The organism is Streptomyces sp. NPDC001663 (assembly GCF_042893105.1).
Taxonomy (GTDB): domain Bacteria; phylum Actinomycetota; class Actinomycetes; order Streptomycetales; family Streptomycetaceae; genus Streptomyces.
Map to the genome: position 1 here is coordinate 54,267 of NZ_JBIAUR010000011.1, position 19,857 is coordinate 74,123.

The 19,857-nt window shown below is 72.7% G+C and carries 10 protein-coding genes; 5 read left to right on the forward strand and 5 right to left on the reverse strand.

Features of this window, described 5'->3' with window-relative positions:
• Positions 1-7 precede the first annotated feature (7 nt).
• On the forward strand, positions 8-5,470 hold the full coding sequence (locus ACFY1L_RS32490) for a beta-ketoacyl synthase N-terminal-like domain-containing protein (protein WP_388832742.1): 5,463 nt from the start codon (positions 8-10) through the stop codon (positions 5,468-5,470).
• Positions 5,467-7,005 carry an FAD-dependent oxidoreductase gene (locus ACFY1L_RS32495; RefSeq protein ID WP_388831972.1) on the forward strand — a complete coding sequence of 513 codons (1,539 nt, stop codon included), beginning with the start codon at positions 5,467-5,469 and terminating at the stop codon, positions 7,003-7,005. The genes ACFY1L_RS32490 and ACFY1L_RS32495 overlap by 4 nt, the downstream gene beginning before the upstream one ends.
• 75 nt (positions 7,006-7,080) lie before the next feature.
• On the opposite strand, the gene ACFY1L_RS32500 is transcribed toward ACFY1L_RS32495, so the two are convergent.
• From ACFY1L_RS32500 to ACFY1L_RS32520, 5 genes are all read right to left on the reverse strand, one after another.
• Positions 7,081-8,322 (reverse strand): cytochrome P450, encoded by a 1,242-nt coding sequence (locus tag ACFY1L_RS32500; RefSeq protein WP_388831975.1) that lies wholly within the window; start codon positions 8,320-8,322, stop codon positions 7,081-7,083.
• A complete protein-coding gene (locus ACFY1L_RS32505) occupies positions 8,319-9,644 on the reverse strand; it encodes a cytochrome P450 (protein ID WP_388831978.1) in 1,326 nt (441 codons plus the stop codon). Before ACFY1L_RS32505 ends, ACFY1L_RS32500 begins: the two co-directional genes overlap by 4 nt.
• Positions 9,645-9,714: 70 nt before the next feature.
• Entirely contained in the window at positions 9,715-11,457 is a 1,743-nt protein-coding gene (locus tag ACFY1L_RS32510; RefSeq protein ID WP_388831981.1) for an acyl-CoA dehydrogenase family protein, read from the reverse strand.
• A gap of 99 nt (positions 11,458-11,556) precedes the next feature.
• Positions 11,557-12,060, reverse strand: coding sequence for a TIGR03618 family F420-dependent PPOX class oxidoreductase (locus ACFY1L_RS32515; protein ID WP_388831984.1), 504 nt, complete (start codon positions 12,058-12,060; stop codon positions 11,557-11,559).
• A 64-nt stretch (positions 12,061-12,124) separates the two neighbouring features.
• Positions 12,125-13,078 (reverse strand): GlxA family transcriptional regulator, encoded by a 954-nt coding sequence (locus tag ACFY1L_RS32520; RefSeq protein WP_388831987.1) that lies wholly within the window; start codon positions 13,076-13,078, stop codon positions 12,125-12,127.
• A gap of 158 nt (positions 13,079-13,236) precedes the next feature.
• On the opposite strand from ACFY1L_RS32520, the gene ACFY1L_RS32525 reads away from it, so the two are divergent.
• The 3 genes from ACFY1L_RS32525 to ACFY1L_RS32535 all read left to right on the forward strand — a co-directional run bounded on the left by ACFY1L_RS32525 (position 13,237) and on the right by ACFY1L_RS32535 (position 19,819).
• Positions 13,237-14,721 (forward strand): MFS transporter, encoded by a 1,485-nt coding sequence (locus tag ACFY1L_RS32525; RefSeq protein ID WP_388831990.1) that lies wholly within the window; start codon positions 13,237-13,239, stop codon positions 14,719-14,721.
• 150 nt (positions 14,722-14,871) lie between these two features.
• Positions 14,872-16,389: a GMC family oxidoreductase gene (locus tag ACFY1L_RS32530; RefSeq protein ID WP_388831993.1), complete on the forward strand. Its 1,518-nt coding sequence runs from the start codon at positions 14,872-14,874 to the stop codon at positions 16,387-16,389.
• A 550-nt stretch (positions 16,390-16,939) separates the two neighbouring features.
• Positions 16,940-19,819: an AAA family ATPase gene (locus ACFY1L_RS32535; protein WP_388831995.1), complete on the forward strand. Its 2,880-nt coding sequence runs from the start codon at positions 16,940-16,942 to the stop codon at positions 19,817-19,819.
• The last annotated feature ends 38 nt before the right edge of the window (positions 19,820-19,857 follow it).

A 19,857-nucleotide genomic window follows, 5' to 3' on the forward strand; every position in this document is an offset into this window, starting at 1 on the left:
GTCAGCGATATCCACCACGCCCGCCACGCCTGACGAGAACAAACTCAGGACCTACCTCAGGCGCGTCACGGCCGAGCTGCACGAGTCCCGGCAGCGCGTCCGGGATCTGGAGGAGGGCCGGCACGAGCCGATCGCAGTCGTGGGGATGAGCTGCCGGCTGCCGGAAGGCGTGCGCTCACCGGACGACCTGTGGCGCCTCGTGACCGAGGGCGGGGACCTCGGCTCGGGTTTCCCCGCCGACCGCGGCTGGGACCTGGACGCGCTCTACGACCCGGACCCGGACCGGCCGGGCACCTCCTATGTGCGGCGTGCCGCGTTCCTCCACGACGTGGCGGAGTTCGACGCGGACTTCTTCGGGATCTCGCCGCGGGAGGCACTGGCGATGGACCCGCAGCAGCGGCTGCTGCTCGAGCTGTCCTGGGAGGCGCTGGAGTCCGCCGGAATCGATCCCACCGGGCTCGGCGGCAGCCCCACCGGTGTGTACACGGGCTGGAGCTCGGCCGAGTACGAACTGCTGCTGGGCGCCACCTCCGAGGACATCGAGGGACACCGGATGACGGGCGTCGCGGGCAGCGTCGTCTCCGGCCGGGTCGCCTACACGCTGGGTCTGGAGGGTCCGGCGGTCACGGTGGACACGGCCTGCTCGTCCTCTCTGGTGGCGGTCCATCTGGCGAGTCAGGCGCTGCGCCAGGGGGAGTGCACGCTCGCGCTCGCCGGCGGCGCCACCGTACTGAGCACCCCCACGATCTTCGCCGACTTTAGCCGCCAGCGCGGCCTCGCCCCCGATGGCCGCGTCAAGGCGTTCGCGCAGGCCGCGGACGGTACGGCCTGGGGGGAGGGAGCCGGAGTCGTCGTACTGGAGCGGTTGTCGGACGCGCGGCGCAACGGGCACGAGGTGCTGGCGGTGATCCGGGGCTCGGCGGTGAACCAGGACGGTGCGAGCAACGGTCTGTCCGCGCCCAACGGTCCGTCCCAGCAGCGGGTGATCCAGGCCGCGCTGCGCCGAGCCGGGCTGCGGCCCTCCGATGTCGACGTGGTGGAGGCGCACGGCACCGGCACGCGGCTGGGTGATCCGATCGAGGCGGGCGCGCTGCTGGCCACGTACGGCCAGGACCGCCCCGAGGACGGGCGCCCGCTGTGGCTCGGCTCGGTGAAGTCCAATGTCGGGCACACCGGCACCGCGGCCGGCGCCCTCGGCCTGATCAAGATGGTGCAGGCGTTGCGGCACGAGGTGCTGCCGCGCACGCTCAATGTCGACGAGCCTTCGCGGTACGTCGACTGGTCCGAGGGCGGTGTGGAGCTGCTGACCGAGCCGGTGGACTGGCCGCGTCGTCAGGGGCGTCCGCGCCGGGCCGGCGTCTCCGCGTTCGGCGTGAGCGGCACCAACGCCCACGTGGTCATCGAGGAACCGCCGGCGCCGGCCGACGTTTCCGCGCCCCCGCAGCATGCTCCGACACCGCTGCCCTTCGTCCTGTCGGCGAAGTCTCCGGCGGCGCTGCGGGCGCAGGCGGCGCGGCTGCGTGAACACCTGCTCGCCCGGCCGGAGTTGGCCCCCGGGGACGTCGCGCACTCGCTGGCCCGCACCCGCGCCGCTCTCGACCGCCGGGCGGTGGCCGTCGCCACCGGCCGGGACGAACTCCTGGACACCCTGGGCGCGTTGAGCCGCCACGACACGGCCCCCGACCTCACGCAAGGCACCGCTCTGGAGGACACCAGGACGGTGTTCGTGTTTCCGGGTCAGGGGTCGCAGTGGGTGGGGATGGCGGTGGAACTGCTGGATTCCTCGGCGGTGTTCCGGGAGCGGTTCGAGGAGTGTGTGCGGGCGATCGAAGCGCATGTGGGGTGGTCGCCGGTGAAGGCGTTGTCGGATCCGGAGTTGTTGGGGCGGATCGAGGTTGTGCAGCCGGTGTTGTGGGCGGTGCATGTGTCGCTTGCGGAGTTGTGGCGGGCGTCGGGGGTGGAGCCGGATGCGGTGGTCGGTCATTCCCAGGGTGAGGTGGCGGCCGCGGTGGTGGCGGGTGTGTTGTCGGTGGCGGATGCGGCGCGGTTGATCGTGTTGCGGTCGCGGTTGTTCGCCGAGGAGTTGGTCGGGCGGGGTGCGGTGGCGTCCGTGGCCCTGTCGGAGGAGGAGGTGCGGGGGCGGTTGTCGGCCGGGTTGACGCTTGCGGGTGTCAATGGCCCGAGTGCGGTCACGGTGGCCGGGCCGGTGGATGAACTTGCGTCCCTCATTGAGGAGTTGACGGGTGAGGGGGTGCGGGCGCGGGTCGTGCCGTCGACGGTGGCCTCGCACTCGGCGCAGGTGGAGCCGTTGCGTGAGCGGATCCTGGAGCAGCTGGCGTTCGTGCGGCCGGGCCCGTCCCGTATCCCCGTCTACTCCACCGTCACCGGGGAGCAGATCCGGGGCGAGGAGTTGACGGCCGGGTACTGGTACGAGAACTGCCGTCGCCCGGTGCGTTTCCGGACCACCGTAGAGGCGCTGCTCGGCGACGGATATGGCCTGTTCGTCGAGTCCAGCGCCCATCCCGTCCTCACCCCCGGCATCGAGGACACCGCTCTCGACCGGGGCGCGGAGGCGGCGGTCGTGGGCACCCTGCGGCGTGACGAGGGCGGGTTGCGCCGGTTCCGGCTCTCGCTCGGACAGGCGTGGACCCGGGGGGCCGCTCCCGACTGGGACGCGGTGTTCGCCGGTGCGGGCGGGCGCCGGGTGCCGCTGCCGACGTACGCCTTCCAGCGCACCCGCTACTGGCCGCGGGCCGACCGCGCTCTTCAGGAACCGACGGCCGGCGCCGACCGGTTGCGCTACCGCATCGGCTGGCACCCGGTGCCCGAACGCACGGCCACCGCCCTGTCCGGCACCTGGCTGCTGGCCGCCCCGGGCGCCGACGGTGTCCCGCCCGATGTGCATGCGCTGGTCGACGCCGCCGAGGAGGCTCTGCGCGGCCGCGGTGCCGAGGTGCTGCGCATCGCAGTCGATGCGGCGGCCGGGCGCGACCTGCTCACCGCGCGGCTGCGGGAGACCGTCGGCGCCGGGCTCGCGGGCGTACTGAACCTGCTGCCCCTGGACGAGACCCCGCCGCCCGCACTGCCCGCCTCCACGGGCGGTCTCGCCGGAACCCTGCTGCTGCTCCAGGCGCTCGCCGATGCCGGCGCCGGGGCGCGCCTGTGGACCGTCACCCGGGGAGCGGTCGGTACCGCGGCCCCCGATCCGGTACACAGCCCGGCGCAGGCCCAGGTGTGGGGGCTCGGTGCGGTTGCCGCGCTGGAGTACCCGGCCGGCTGGGCAGGGCTCCTCGACCTGCCGGCGGACGTCGACGACCGGGTCTGGGACCGGGTCCTCGGCGTCATCGCCGAGGCGGGCGAGGAGGACCAGCTCGCGCTGCGGCCCGCCGCGCTGTTCGCCCGGCGGTTGCTGCCGGTCACCGGCCTCGGGAACACCGCCGACGCAGCGCCGGAGCCGCACGGCACCGTCCTGGTGACGGACGGCACGGGCGAGTACGGGGCCCATGTCGCGCGCCATCTGGCCCGTACCGGCCGACGGCACCTGCTGCTCACCGTGGCACCGGGGACTACGGACGGACACGGTGAACTCCTCGCGGAACTCGAGGAGTCGGGTGCCTCCGTCACCATCGCCGAGTGCGACCCGGCCGACCGGGAGGCGCTCGCCGCCCTGCTGGCGGACGTCCCGGCGGAAGCACCGCTGACGGCCGTCGTGCACACCGCGCAGCTCCTCGAGGAGGCACCGCTCGCGGACTTCACGCCCGGGTGGCTCGACCGGGTCCTGGCCGCGAAGGCCCTGGCTGCGCGCAACCTGCACGAACTCACCGCGGACCGCGAGCTGTCGGCCTTCGTGCTGTTCTCCTCCTTCACCGCGGTCCTCGGTGGCGGTGTGGGCCTCGGTGCGTTCGCCGCCGCCAACGCGTATCTCGACGCCCTCGCCGAACACCGCCGCGCCCAGGGGCTGCCCGCGACCTCGGTGGCCTGGGGCGCCTGGGCCAACGACACCACCGAGCCGGAGGCCCGTCAGCTGGAGACGGAACGCAGGGAGCGGCTCGTGGGACGCGGGCTGCCGGCCATGGCGCCCGAGACGGCGCTCGCCGCGCTCGACCGGACACTGGAGCGCGGCGAACCGGCGGTGCTCGTCGCCGACCTGCGCTGGGAGCGGTTCCTGGAGCGGTTCGCCGCGACCAGGACCAGCCCGCTCATCTCGGACATCCCGGAGGTTGCCGCCGCGCGCCGGACCAGGACGCCGGGCACCGCGACGGCCGGCGTCGACCTCGCCGCGCTTGCCCCCGCCGACCGCCGTCGGGCGCTGCTCGACGTCGTACGGGCAGAGACCGCCGCCGTGCTCGGGCACCGGGACGCAGGCTCCCTCGACCCTAAGCGCACGTTCCTGGAACTCGGCATGGACTCCCTGACGACGGTGGAACTGCGCAACCGGGTCGCGGGCGCCACGGGCCTGCCCCTGACGGCCGGTGCCCTGCTGACCCATCGCACACCGGACGCGCTGGCCCGCCATCTCACGGAGCAGGCGGCGCAACACTCCACGGAGCAGGTGGCGACGGCGAGTTCGGGAGTTCTGACGGTTCCGGGGGCTGCGTCCGACGCGCCCGACTCCGGCTCCCCGGCCCCCGAGAGCCTGTTCACCTCCCTGCTGCGGACCGCGCCCGACAGTGGCCGGACCCACGGCTATCTGGATCTCCTGGCCGATGCCGCGCAGTTGCGGCCGCAGGCAGGGCCCGGGCCGGCTGCCGCCGCCGCGGCCACCTCGCTCAGGCGTGGCTCCGGCGGCCTTGCACTGATCTGCTTCCCGACCGTCCTGGCCACCTCCGGCCCCCACCAGTACGCCCGGTTCGCCGCATCCCACGCCGACGGCGCCGACAGCGTCACCGTGCTCTCCCTGCCCGGTTTCCTCGACGGCGAGCCTCTCCCCGCGAGTCTCGACGCGCTGGTCCACAGCACCGCCGAGGCCGTACGAGCAATCGTGGCCGAGGAGCGGTCCGTGCTGGTCGGCTACTCCTCGGGCGGCCTTCTCGCCCACGCCGTGGCCGCCCGCCTCGAAAGCCTGGGAGAGCAGCCCGAAGCCGTGGTCCTAGTCGACACGCACACCCTCGGCGACGGCACACTCGCCACGCTCGCGCCCGCGCTGCTGCGCGCCCTCCCGGAGCACATGGGCGAACTGCTGCCCCTGGACGACACCCGGCTGACCGCCATGGGGGCGTATCTGCGGCTCCTCGCGGACTGGCGGCCCGCCCCCGTCCGCGCCCGCACGCTGGTGCTGCGCCCGGCCCGCCGGACCGAGGGCTGGCCCGAAACCGTCGCGGGAGCCGAGGCCTGGCCGCTGCCGCACGACCTCACCGACGTACCGGGTGACCACTACACCGTGATCGAGGAGCACGCGCACACCACGGCCCGGCGCATCCGGGAGTGGCTCACCGCGGTGCTCCCTCTGGCCGAGGAGCGTTCCGCATGACCGACGAAGTGACAGGCGAAAAGACGGGCGAAAAGACAGGCGAACCAGTCACCCCTGTCGTCATCGTCGGCGCCGGGCCCTGCGGGCTCGCGCTGGCCTGTGCGCTGCTTCAACAGGACGTGCCCGTACGGGTGCTGGACGCCGCCGAGCGGCGGGCCGGCGGCTCGCGGGCCGTGCTGCTGTGGCCGCCGGCCCTGGAGGTCTTCGCGAGCCTCGGTGTCCGGGACCTGGCAAGCGAGCGCGGACTGCCGGTGAGTGCCCTGACCTACCACCTCACCGGCGGCACCCGACTGCGCAGTGCGCTCGGCGATGCGAACGCCGCCCTGCTGCTGCCGCAGGAGGAGACCGCCCGGCTCCTGGAGGAACGCCTGCACGAGCTGGGCGGCCGTGTCGAGTGGTCCACCCGGGTCACCGGCGTCCACCCCGCGGACGACGGGGTCACCGTCGACGCCGAGGGCCCCGACGGCGTGCCCTTCCACGTCACCGCGGACTGGCTGGTCGGCGCGGACGGAGTGCGCAGCACCGTGCGCGACCTGCTCGGCGTCACCTTCAACGGCGGCTCCGTGCCCGGGCGTTACCTCGTCACCGAAGGGGAGATCGAGGGTTCGTACGAGCGCGGAGTGGTCCACTACTTCCTGCGCAGCACCGGCTCCATGGTCTTCGCCCCGCTGCGCGGCGGCACTGTCCGGATCGGCGCCCCCGTCGACGAGGACACCCCCCTGACCGAGCGGACCGTCCAGCGGCTCCTCGACGAGCGCGGCCCGGGCGGGCTGCGCATCGGCCGCCTCGGGGCCGTCACCACCTTCGCCAGTCAGGAACGCGTCGCCGAGCGCTTCCGCATCGGCCGCTGCTTCCTCGTCGGCGACGCGGCGCACACCCACTCCCCGATCGGCGGCCAGGGCCTCAACCTCGGCCTGCAGGATGTCCACAACCTCGCCTGGAAGCTCGGCGGGGTCATCGGCGGCCGGCTGTCCGCGGTCGTCCTCGACACGTACGGGACCGAGCGGCGTCAGGCCGCCGAGCAGGTCGTCGGCAACACCCGCAGGGCGGCCCGCATGTTCCTGCTCGGACCGGTCGGCGCCCGTCTGCGCAACGCCGGCTGGCGGCTGCTGGAGGCCGGCGGTGTGCTCCGGCGCTGGTTCACACCGCTGCTCGCGGGGCGCCGGATGCGCTACACCACCCCGCTGCTCCCGGCAACGGCAGCGGAGGCGGGCGGCACCCGCCCCGCGGCGACGTCCCTGCGCGCCCGGCTGCTGCCCGCCCCCGGCACCCGCGGCCCGGCGTGGCTGCCCGGTCCGCTCACGGGTGCCCCGCAGTTCCGGCTGCTGACGCTCGGCGCCGCGGCCTCCGAGGTACGGCGCGGTGCCCGGGAGCTATCCGACCGCCACGCCCCCCTGGTCCGCCACGACCACACCGCCTCCCGGGCCCGGACCGGCTTCGTCCTGCTGCGTCCGGACGGCTTCGTGGCGGCCAGCGGTGACGGCCTCGAGGCCCTCGGCCGGGTCGACGCCCTCCTGTCGGGCCTGCGCCGATAAGACCCTCGACCACCTGGCACGCGGAAATCCCCCCGCCGGTCGAACCGGCGGGGGGATTTCCGCGTGCCAGGTGCCTCAGCCGCGCGGCGTCAGCCGCACCGGCAGGCTCGCCAGCGTGCGGATGACCAGGGCTCCGTTGAACTCCGGTGCGTCCGTGGCGAGTTCGATGTCGTGCCGGACGAGCGCCGCGAGGGCCGTCTGGGTCGTCATCCGGGCGATCGGCGCGGCCACGCAGAAGTGGATGCCGTGGCCGAAGCCGAGCACCTTGTGCGGGGTGCGGGACAGGTCCAGCCGGTCCGGATCGTCGTACACCGAAGGGTCGTGGCTCGCGGAACCCATCGACAGGAAGATCTGCTCGCCGGCCGCGATCGGCAGCCCGCCCACCTCGGTGTCCCGGAAGGCGCTGCGGGTCAGCAGGAACAACGGGCCGTCGTAGCGCAGCAGTTCCTCGGTGGCCGAGCCGATGCCGTCGGGGTTCTTGCGCAACCACCGCAGCTGGTCGGGGTGTTGCAGCAGCGCCAGTGTCGAGTTGGCCATCTGGGCGGCCGTCGCCCCGAACCCGGCGGCGAGCAGGTTGACGCAGATGGAGACCAGCTCGGTCTCGGTGAGCCGCTCCCCGTCCTGCTCGGCGTTGACCAGCTCGGTGATCAGGTCGTCGCCGGGTTCGGCGCGCCGCTGCTCGGCGAGTTTCCGGGTCAGCTCCGCGAACCAGAGGCGGCCCTCGTCGCGCTTGGCGGCCTGTTCGGGCGTCAGCGTGAAGTCGGGGTCGAGGCCGCGCGCGCTGTCCATGGAGAAGTCGAACGCCTGCGCGTGGTACTCCTCGGGGATGCCCAGCATCTCGGTCAGCACGAGCCCGCCGAGCGGCCGGAACAGCGACTCCACGAGGTCGATCCGCCCGTCGGCGCTGTTCGCCTGCGCGGTGGCGAGCAACTCGTCGGTGATCTGCTCCATGCGGGGCCGCAGCCGGGCCACCGTGCGCGGAGTGAAGGCCTTCGACACGAGTCCGCGCAGCCGCGTGTGGTCCGGCGGGTCCATGAACGCCAGGATCCGCACCGGCTTCCCGCCGTCCAGGGACACCTCCTGCTGCTTGACCGCGTCGCCGTCGCCCCAGCCGAAGTTGGGATCCGTCAGGACCCGGGACACCTCGCGGTGGCCCAGCACGGTCACCACACCCGCGGGCATCCGCACGGCTCCGGGGGACTCTTCCCGTATGCGCCTGAGAATCGGATAGGGGTCGGCGTGGAAGGCGCGGTCGAAGGGGTTGAAGGGGAGGAGCTGGGACACCAGCGAGGTGTCCACGGGCGGTGCCTCGGTCATCGGGAACTCCTGTCGTCGGCAGGGCGATGCGGTACGAACTCCACGGGCAGGTCGAGCACGACGGTGTGCTTGTTGTTGGGGGCCCAGACCGGGGGACCGGCCGGCCGCAGCTCGGCCACCCGGTCCAGCAGCGCCTCCAGCAGCGCGCCGATCTGGAACCGGGCGAAGTGGTCACCCATGCAGGAGTGGGTGCCGTGGCCGAAGCTCAGATGGGGGTTCGGGTCCCGGCCGACGTCGAAACGGTCCGGGTCGGCGAAGACGTCCTCGTCCCGGTTGGCCGCGGGCCACCACAGGGTGACCTTGTCCCCGGCCCGGATCAGGACGTCGCGCAGCCGTACGTCGCGGGTGGCGGTACGGCGGTTGAACGGGTTGGGCGGCGCCCAGCGCAGGACCTCCTCCACCGCCGTCGGCAGCAGCGAGCGGTCCGCGTTCAGCCGCGCCCACTCGCCGGGGTGGGAGAGGAAGCCCTCGAGCCCGCCGGCCAGGGTGTTGCGCGGCTGCTCGATGCCGGTCATCAGCAGGTGCAGGAAGTTCAGTTCGCGCTCGGCGTCGCTGATCGGCGGCTGGTCGCCGTCCGCGGGCAGTTCGGCCGTGGCGAGTACGGAGGCCGCGTCCGCGGCGGGCGCTTCGCGCCTGGCGGCCAGCAACCGGCGGGCGTACGACTGGATCTCGGCGAAGACGCGGCGCGCGTTGTCGTCGGCGACCCCGGTCCGGCGGTCCACGAAGCCGCACACGCTGTGCGCCCACACCTCCACCTGGGGCAGGTCACCGGGCTCCGCGCCGAGCAGCAGGGCGATCGAGCGGGCGGCGTACCGCTCGGCCAGGTCGGCGGCGTTTCCGGTGCCCTCGGCGACCGCTTCGTCGACCAGTTCGGTGGCGAACGCCCTGATCCGCGCCCGTACCGGCTCGGTCGGCTCGGTCCAGGGCGTGAACAGACCGCGCAGCAGCTCGTGCCGCGGGTTGTCCATCATCGGCAGGAAGACCCCGGCGTGCACCCCGACCTGAAGGTCCTCCAGGTGCGAGCCGCCGCCGGTGCGGCCGCCGCCGCCCTGCGCCGAGAACGGATCCGGATCGTGGCCGGCGGCGAGGGCGATGTCCTCGTGCCGGGTGAGCACCCAGAAGCCGTCGCCGTCCGGCATGTGACCCGGTGGATGACGCAGCACGGGTGCCCGGCGGCGCAACCGCGCGAACAGCTCGTACGGGATGCCCGCCGCCCAGCGGCTCTGGTCGGTCAGGTCGAAGCCGCCCAGTACGTCGGGCAGCCGCCCGGTGTCACGGGTGCCGTCGTCGTGCGTGGCGGTGTCCTGTTGATGGGTCGTCAAAGGAGCCCCCTTTGGGGTCTGGGAGGACGTGGGGCTTCGGGAACGTCAGGCCTTCCGGAACGTCCGGTCTTCAGGCGCTGACGAGGAAGTCGAGGTCGGACGTGGCGAACCAGGTGCGGCTCACGGAGCGGTGCGGGATCCCGGGGTCCGAGGCATACGCCGCGAGTCGCCGCCACAGCCCGTCCAGGCGGTGCCGGGCGGCCGCGCAGTGGACGTCGGCCAGCTCCTGCCGCGCCGCGAAGCCGGAGTCCTCGGCTGCCGCCCGGGCCAACGTCGCGAAGACCGCGAGCAGTTCACCGGCAGCCCGCCCGACGAGCCGCGCTGCCTCCTGGTCCTCGCCGGGCGACGCCGTCGCCAACCGGGCGCACCACTCGCCGAGTCGGCGCAGATCCCGCCGGAGCGCGACGAAGTGCCGCCGGTTGGCGTCCGAGAGCCCGCCGAAGTCCGGCTCGTCCTCGCTCGCGGCGGGCGGCGTTGCGGGCCGTTCGCCGGCGTATTGCGCGAGCAGCAGCCGCCCCGCTCTGATGTCCAGCAGGAAGTCGATGTTCCCGGAGACCCTCAGGCCCCGTGCGTCCCGCAGCAGTTGCTCCAGCGGGAGGGGGCGCGCCCCACGGCGGAGTTTGCTGGAGGCCGTCTCCAGACCCTCCCCGCCCAGCACCGACACCGTACGGTCGGCGGTGCGCCACGCGGTGAGCGTGCAGATGTTCTTGGCGAGCAGCAGATCGAACGCCCGCTCACCGCCGCCGAGACACCACCGCACCACGCTGTCCGCCGCGTACGCCTCCGCAAGCGTCTGTGCGGCCAGGCGCCGGATCGCGTCGTACCCGGCGAGCGGCCGCCCGTCGATGGTCCGCCGGGCCACGAACTCCCGCTGGAAGCGCAGACTCCGGCGTACGACGGCCAGCGCGGGCGCGCCGTTGAACACCAGCTGGCCCACCATGGCGACCCGCCCGATCCCCGCGGGAAAGCGGGGATCGTCCGGCTCGTCGCCGAGCACGACCCGTTCTCCGGGCACCCGTACGCCCGCGAAGCGCAGCGAGCCGTTCGGCAGGCCTCTGCTGCCCAGGAACTCGTGCCGGGCGCTCACTTCGACGCCGGGGCTCGCGGTTTCCACGAAGACGACCGCCGCCCGGCGCCGCGCGCCCTCCGGCACGGTTGCCGTGACCGCGACCAGCCCGGCGACCGGGGCGTTGCCGGTGAACACCTTCTCACCGTCGAGGACGTACGAACCGTCGGCGGCTCGCGCCGCGGTGGTCGTGGGCCAGGTGTTGTTCTGGCCGTCCGGCTCCGTGCCGCCGAAGCCCGAGAGGGTGCCGGCCGCGACATGACGGGCGACGAACTCCGCGAGCGGGCCCGGCGGCAGTCCGGCCAGCAGCGCGGGCGCGCCCACCCCGTTCTGCACAGCGAGCAGTTGCCCGACGGCCACGGAGGTGTGCGCCGCGTGCTCGACGGCCCGGAAGGCGTTGTAGTCGGACGCGGCCGGCCCACCGAGGTGCTCGGGGTTGCGCAGCGCCAGGAACCCGGCGGAACGCAGCCCGTCGACCAGGCCGTCCGGGAGCTTCGCGGTGCGGTCCAGTTCGGCCGCGTCCACCCCGGCGAGCAGCGGGTCGAGCCGTGCGAGCAGCTCGTCCCCGGCACGGCGCTCGTCGGGACCGTACGGCCGGAGCAGCGCGGGCCGGGCCGGCGAAGCCGCCCCGGGCAGCAGATGGCTCAGAAAGGTCGGTTCGACCGGGGAGCCGACGGAACCGGACCCCGCCGAGGACGGACGAGTGGAAGGCGGAGGAGAGGAAGGCGGAGATGAGGAAAGCGCCACATCCCGGAACGCTAGGGAGACTTCACCCCTACCGCCTACCCCAGAAGATCCTCGGGGCACCCCTAACCCCCGCCGGGAGACGGGGTGCCCCGAAGGGCATCAGCCCTGTGCGGGCCAGTAGTTGCCATAGGTGTGGTCGAGGGAGACCAGCACCAGGGCCCGTCGGTCGGCGGCCATCGTGCGGTCGTACTCGTCCCAGTCGGGGTGTTCGCCGCCGCCCGCCGCCCGGTAGGCGTCCCGCAGCAGCTCCGGCAGCGCCTCGGGCGTCACCGCCTCGTGCGGATGGTCGGGGCCGACGATCGTGGCCGTGCCGCGCACCGCCGTCCAGCGCCGCCCGTCGCGGAAGACCACGACCGCGCGCGGGTCCCGCTCCAGATGGCGCAGTTTGCGCGAGCCGCCGAGCGCGACGATCGCGACCGTCGGCCGTCCGGTCGTGGGGTGGGCGAGTACGCCGGCGTTCACCACCGAGGAGTGCGGAGTCCCGGACGGGGCAACGGTGTTGAACACCACGAGCCCGCCCGACGCGGCCGCGAGGTCCTCGATCCGGGCCACCGCTTCGCTCGTGTCCGCCGTGCCCTCGGTGCCCTGAGAGGTCTGCGTCATGGACTGATCCCTTCGTGGGGGAAGCGGAGGCGCCCCGCCGGTCGGTCGTTCCGGTGGGCGCCTCTCACCGGTTGGTGGCGGTCCGGGCGTACGAGGCGCGATAGGCACTCGGGGTGAGGCCGCAGCGGCGTACGAGGTGCTGGCGCAGCGAGTCGACCGAGCCGATGCCGCTGCGCTCCGCGATCCGGTCCAGCGGCAGATCGGTGGTCTCCAGCAACTCCCGTGCACGGTCGATGCGTTGGTTGAGCAGCCACTGCAGTGGCGTCAGCCCGGTCTCGGCCTGGAACCGCCTGATGACGGTGCGCACACTACTGCTGTGGTGCCGGGCGAGATCGGCCAGGGTCAGCGGCTCGTGCAGCCGCTCCAGCGCCCACTCCCGGGTGTCGGCGAGCGAGACGCCCCGCTTCTCGGGCACCAACTCCGCGACGAGCTGCGCCTGTTCACCGGAGCGCACGGGCGCCGCGAGGACCAGCCGGGCCACCGTGTTGGCGATGGCGCTGCCGAAGTCCGTACGGATGATGTGCAGGCACAGGTCCATGGCGGCGGCGAGCCCGGCCGAGGTCACCACCGGACCGTCCTGGAGGTACAGCACGTCCGACTGCACGGTGACGTCGGGGAAGCGGGAGCGCAGCTCGGCGGCGTACTTCCAGTACGTCGTCGCGCGGCGGCCGTCGAGCAGCCCCGCCTGCGCCAGTACGAACACGCTGCCGCACACGGACGCGATGCGCTTGCCCGCCAGGCCCGCCTCCCGCAGCGCCGCGAGCAGCCGCGGATCGGCCTCCTCGCGGCCGCCCGCGCCCACCACCAGCACCGAGTCGGCCGTCTCGAGGGCCTCGAGCCCGTGTCGTACGACGATCTCCAGCGAGCCCGTGCCGACCACCGCTCCGGCCTCGGTCGTGCACGGCACCACCTCGTAACAGGGCTGCCCGTCGACCAGGGCCTGACCGAAGGCCATCTCGGGGATGGAGAGCTCCGCGGCCGTCACGGGAGGGATGGCGAGCAGGGCGATCCGGTGCATGGCGAGATCCTCCGCATACCTGTCACTTGAGCCCCTCGTGGGCATGTCCCGCTCCCCCCAAAGTTAGAGCAGGTCGCCCGTCGGGCTGGATCTCTTCCCCTCAACACCCCTCGCTGATCTTCTGTTCCGCGCCATTTCTCCGAGAAGGGCTTACCACCGTGGTCGCTGCACCTGACGAGGTGGGCCGCAGGCTGGGCCTGAGGCTGGCACTGCTGGCCTTCGCACAGCTCATCGCCACCATCGATGTCAACATCGTCTTCATCGCGCTGCCCGACATCGGACGGGAGCTGGGCTTCAACGCGCAGTCGCTCCAGTGGGTGGTCAGCGCCTATGTCGTCGGCCTCGGCGGCTTCCTGCTGCTGGGCGGCCGCGCCGTGGACCGCTTCGGACCGCGCCGCATGTTCTCGCTGGCCATGGCCCTGTACGCGCTGTCGTCGCTGGTCGGCGGCCTCTCCTCGGACCAGGGCCTGCTGGTCGGGGCGCGCTTCGTGCAGGGGCTCGGCGGTGCCCTGGTCACCCCGGCCACACTGAAGCTGATCTACCTCAACTTCGCCGAGGGCGGCGAGCGCAACCGCGCCGTGGGCGTCTGGGGCGCGGCCGGCGGCGCGGGCCTGTCCGTCGGCGCCCTGCTCGGCGGTGTGCTCACCAACTACCTCGGCTGGGAGTGGGTGTTCTTCGTGAACGTGCCGCTCGCGCTGATCGCCGCTCTCGCCGCACCCAGGGTGCTCGCGGCCGATCCGCCCGCGGCGGCCAAGGAAAAGAAGTTCGACCTGCTGGGCGCCCTGATCGCCACCGCCGGCCTCACCCTCATCGTCTTCGGCCTGGTCAGCGGGCCCGACAAGGGCTGGGCCACGTTCGACGGCGCGGGCACCCTGGCCGTCGGCGGTGTGCTGCTCGTGCTGTTCGTGCTGCTGGAGGCGCGCACTCGTGATCCGCTGGTGCCGCTGCGCATGTTCGGCAACCGCAACCTGCTCACCACGATGATCGTGATCTTCGTCTTCCAGGGTGCGCTCAGCTTCACGTACTACCTGTTCACCACCTACCTCCAGGACGGTCTCGGCTACGACGCCCTGGAAGCCGGCCTCGCCTTCCTGCCGGCCACCCTCATCTCGATGGTGACGGCGCTGCGCATCACCCCGAAGTTCATCGGCAAGTGGGGCGTGCGTGCCGCGGTGACGACCGGGGTGTTCCTCACCGCCGTCGGCCTGGCCGGGGTCTCCGCGAGCCTGACCGTCGACGGCTCCTACTGGCTGATGCTGCCGGGTTCGGCCGTCTGGGGACTGGGCGGCGGTCTCGGCTTCCCGCCGATGTTCGTGGCAGCGGCGCAGGGCGTGCCGCCCGCCGAACAGGGCGTGGCCTCCGGCCTGGTGTCGAGCTTCCGGCAGGTCGGCGGCGCCGTTGGCCTGGCCGTCCTGGTGGCCGTCGCCAACGCGGGGCTGGACATCGGGGCGGACGCACACCCGGCGGTCTCCGACGTCATCGACGGGCTGCGCACCTCGGGGTGGGTGGCGGCCGGGCTCACCGCCGTCTCCGCGGTCCTGGCCCTGGCCCTGCGCAAGCCCGCCCCCGCCCCCGCGCAGGCGGCCCCCGCCGAGAAGCCCGCGCAGGCCCCCGCCCCCACCGCCGCGCAAGAGGCGAATTGACGGCGGGGGAACCGAAACGGACCCGGGAACCCCTTTCCACCCCCGTAGGGGTTCCCGGGCCCTCGGATAGGGGTTGACCTGCACCGCGCGACGTAATTGGTTGTTATCGAATTCTCGAACGTCCGGATAATCCGAGCGAGAGGCATGAAAATGGCTGACGAGGTCCGCGGTTGGGATTACATAATCGTCGGGGGCGGATCGGCCGGAGCCGTGCTCGCGGCGCGGCTCAGCGAGGACCCCGAAGCGGACGTCCTGGTGCTCGAGGCGGGACACGACTTCCGTACCGAGGAAACTCCCCAGGCATTCCGGCACCGCAAGATAGACCTGGAGACGTCCAACAATCCTGATTACTGGTGGGCCGGTCTCGAAAACCGTCGCAATCCCGCGCAGGAGCCAACTCCCTTCCTGCGCGGCCGCGGTGTCGGCGGCACCTCGCTGGTGAACATCCTGTTCGCGCTGCGCGGCACCTCACAGGACTTCGACCGCTGGACGGCGTCCGGCGCGGAGGGCTGGAGCTGGGAGAACGTCCTGCCGTACTACGCCAAACTCGAGGACGAGCACGACTTCCCCGACGCCCCTTACCACGGCAGCGGCGGCCCCGTCCCCGTCTACCGCGAGCCCCAGGAGGGCTGGGGCGGTGTGGACCTCGCCTTCCGCGACGCGGTCCTGGATGCCGGGATCCCCTGGGCCGAGGATCACAACGCCCCCGGCGCGACCGGTCTTTCGCCGTTCGCCATGAACATCCGCGACGGCCGCCGGGTCACTACGAACGACGCCTACCTGGAGCCCGCGCGCGATCGCGCCAACCTCACCGTCCGCGGCGACGCACACGTGGACACCGTGGTCGTCGAGCCCGGCAGCAAGCGGGTCACCGGGGTGCGGCTGGTCGGCGGCGAGACCCTCGGGCTGAACCCGGGCGGCGAGGTCGTCCTCGCGGCGGGTGCCCTGATGTCGCCCGCCATCCTGGTCCGCTCCGGCATCGGCGAGGCCCAGGACCTGCACGAGCTCGGCATCGACGTGGTGGCCGACCTGCCGGTGGGCCAGGGCGTGCAGGACCATCCGACCGTCATCGTGCCGCTGCCCACCACCGCACAGGCCAAGGAGAGCCCGTACGACCGCTTCACCAATGTCACGCTGCGCTACTCCTCCGGGCTCGCGGGCGCCGGCGAGAACGACATGATGATCATCCCGAACAACCACTGGATGGGCGGCAGTTGGCTGCTGATCGTGCAGCAGCAGGTCTTCAGCCGAGGGCGGCTGCTGTTCACCTCGCGCGATCCGCTGTCGCCCCCGTTCATCGAACACCGGCTGCTGACGGACGAGTCGGACCTGGCGCGTGCCGCCGACGCCCTGGACCGGGTCGCCGAGTTCGTGGCCAAGCCGTCGTTCACCTCGATCCTGGAGGCGAAGCCCGACATTCCCACCGTGGAGGACCTGCCCAAGGTGGTCTGGGACGGGGGTCATCTGTCCGCCACCGTTCACATGGGATCCCCCGACGACCCGGCCACGGTCGTGGATCCGGAGTGCCGTGTGCTCGGCGTGGACGGCCTGCGCGTGGTCGACGCCTCCGTGATGCCGGAGGTGGTCCGCGGCAACACACTGCTGTCCGTGCTGATGATCGCGGAGCGGATCGCCGACCGGATCAAGACGGCGCGCCCGGGGACCTGACCCGTCCGCCGGTCGTATAGGGGTCGTGGCGCAACGGCGCCCGACCCCTATTTTTGTTCTTATGACCCCCGTCACGTTCCGGGACGCTCCGCTCGGCGCCGAATGCAAAGGGCCGGTCAACCGCGCAGCTCGTAGCGGAGGGTCCGCGTCCGTGAAATGTGCCGTCCGTGTTGCTGGAAGATTAAACGAGGCCGAGAGGTCGACGCTCGCTGTCCGAATTCACCCACTCGACCCGCCCGCGGCACCCGGTCCGAAAAGATCGGCGTTGACAATGATCTCACCCCCCTCCCAGACTGGACAGGGCAAGTTGGTGAATGCGCAAATTTTCAGCTGCGCGTCATTGAGGACATATCGCAGGTAATGGCGCCTGTGCACGCCGGTCGTACGGAACCGGTCGTCATGAGCCCGGAGTTCGGGACCATGTCCTCTTTCCCGAGATTTTTGCGCGACTTTCCGAAGCTTGGTCATTCAACTGGGGGAAGTAGTGGAAGATTCGGCCAACCTTGATACGGAGCGCAAAGGAGAACACCTCGGTCACACATCCGCCGACGTGCTGCCGGGTGAACGGCGCGGAAAACTGGCGGAGTTGCACGGCCTGCTCGGCGAAGCGCGCGCGGGCGCCGGCCGACTCGCCGTCGTCACGGGTCCGGCGGGCAGCGGGAAGACGCTTCTCCTGCGCACTTTCTATGACGATGCCGCCCGGTCCGGCACGAGTTCCCTGTCGGCCACGGCATCCCGGGCCGCCCGGTCCGTTCCCTTCGCCGTCCTCGAACAGCTCTTCCGCGGCGCCCGCGGTCATGTCCCAGCCGAACCGGTCGGCCGGATCCTGCGCCTGCTCGACGAGGGAGCGAGCGCCTCCCTGCGCGACTGCCTCGAGCCCGGCGCGTCCGACCGGATCGGGGCCCATGTCTTCCACCGGGTGTGCATGGCCCTGCTCGATCTGATGGACGAGACCGAAGAGCCCCTCGTGATCGGCATCGACGACGCCCAGCACGCCGACACCGCGTCCCTGCAGATCCTGTTCGCGGTCCTGCGCCGACTGCACACCGGCCGGCTCCTGCTCGTGCTCGCCGAGTCCGAGACGTCCCAGCCCCTCGACGTCCTGCTCAAGGCGGAGCTGCCGTCCGAGCCCGTGACCCGCCGGCTGCGCCTCGGGCCGCTGCCCGTCGCGGACGTGGAGGAACTGCTCGCGCCCCGGCTGGGCCGCACCGCCGCGCGCCGCAAGGCCGCCGCCTACCGGGACGTCAGCGGCGGCAGTCCGCTGCTGGTGCGCGCCCTGCTCGACGACGACCGTCGGGCCCGCCCCGACGACCAGCGGCCCGCGGCCGACCGCGCCTACCGGGAGGCGGTACTGACCTGCCTCTACCGCTGCGGCTCCGACCTGCTGGACTTCGCCCGCCAACTCGCCCTGCTCGGCGACACGTTCGACCGGACGCTGCTGCACCACCTGGTCGGCCTGGACAGCGAGTCCACGCAGCGGGCGATCGACGTGCTGCGCGCCGCCGGGATCCTGGGCGGGGACCGGTTCCGGCATTCCCAGGCCCGCGTCGCCGTGCTCGGCGACATGACCCCGGAGGAGCGCTCCGACGCCTACGCCCGGGCCGCCCGCATCCTGCACAAGAACGGCGCGCCGGCCACCGCCGTCGCCGTCCAGCTCCTCGCCTCGGAACAGATCGGCACCAGCTGCTCGGTGACGCTCTTGCAGGAGGCCGCGGACCAGGCGATGGGCGACGGCCAGGTGCACTTGGCGCAGGACATCCTGCACTATGCCGACCTCCACCCGGCCGACCGGCGCCAGCAGGCCGTCACCACGGCCATGCTGGTACGCACCGAGTGGCTCACCGACCCGACGGCCGCGGCACGCTGGGTGCCCGACCTGATGGTCGCGGCCGAGGACGGTCAGCTGGCCAGCGGTCATGTCTCCACCCTGATCGGCGCGCTGCTCTGGTTCGGGAAGATCGACGCGGCCCTCGACCACCTGGGCAGGCTCCGCGACCCGGACTGGTCCCGGGACCCCCTCACGGCCGCCCACCGCCACGCCCGGAGCAAATGGCTCACCCTGCTCTACCCGCCGGCCGCGGCGGCTCTCGGCGAGCGGGACAGGGATGCGAGCACCTTGCGGACCGACCTCCCGTTCGCCGCCGACCCGCAGTCCCAGGTGGCCGAACTCCTCGCCGACCTGATGTCGTGCGCGCCCGGCGTCCCCGGCGCCCAGGCGGCCGAACGCACGCTGCGCCGTTATCCGTTCAGCGCCGGTACCGCCGCGGCACTGGCCGCCGCGCTCGTGGTCCTCGTCCTGTGCGGCCGGTTGAGCACCGCCGCCCGCTGGGCCGAGGGGTTCGCCGTCGCCGCCGAGGAGCGGGACCTGACGGTGTGGCACGCGGTCTTCACCGCGCTGGCGGCCGAAATCGCGCTGCGCCGGGGCGCGTTGGAGCAGGCCGAGAGGTTCGGCCGCAGCGCGCTCGGCATCCTCCCTGCCGAGGGCTGGGGCGTACTGATCGGTCTGCCGATCGCCACCCTGCTCCAGGCACGCACCGAGCTCGGCAGGCTCGACCAGGCCCAGGAACTGCTGAATCTGCCTGTGCCCGACGTCATGTCCCACACCACCGCCGGCCTGCCCTATCTCAGGGCCCGCGGCCGTTACCACCTGGCCTGCGGCCAGCCGGAGCCCGCCCTGGCCGACTTCCTCACCGTCGGCAACCAGCTGAAGGAGTGGGGCCTCGACCTCCCCGCCTTCCTGCCGTGGCGCACGGACGCGGCCGAGGCGTTACTGAGGCTGGGCCGGGTGCACGATGCCGCCGAACTGGCTGAAGAGCAACGGGAGTTGACCGACCGTCGGCAGCCATACGTGCACGCCCTGTCGCTGCGGGTGCTGGCCGCATGCCGTCCCCTCGACCGGCGCACCGAGCTGCTGAGGGAGGCTCTCAAGACGCTGCAGCAGGTCGAGGCGCCGCTGGAACTGGCTCAGGCGAAGGCCGATCTGGCGGCCGCGCTGCAGGAACTGGGCCGGCACGACGAGGGCCGGCTGCTGCTGTACCAGTCGCGTTATCTCGCCGAGGAGGCGGGCGTCCAGGCGCCCGGCCGTACCGTGGCCCTCGAGCCCGCCCTGGCGAGTGCCGTCCCGGCCGGGCGCGGGCCGGGCGGTATCACCGCGGTCAAGGAGCTGAGCGACGCCGAGCGGCGGGTGGCCCGGCTCGCGGCGCGGGGGCTGAGCAACCGCCAGATCGCAGGCGAGCTGTTCCTCACCGTCAGCACGGTCGAGCAGCATCTGACCCGGGTGTACCGCAAGCTCAAGGTGCGCGGCCGCAGCGAGCTGTCCCAGGCGGTACCTGCGGACCCGCCGAGGAAGACGGCCGCGCGAGGCCAGGAATCCGCACCGGGCCGCCCCGACTCGTCATGCGCCTCGGTGGGCGGACGCCGAGCACGCTGAGCCCACCGGCTCATGGGAGCGGGTTCCGACGGGCGCCC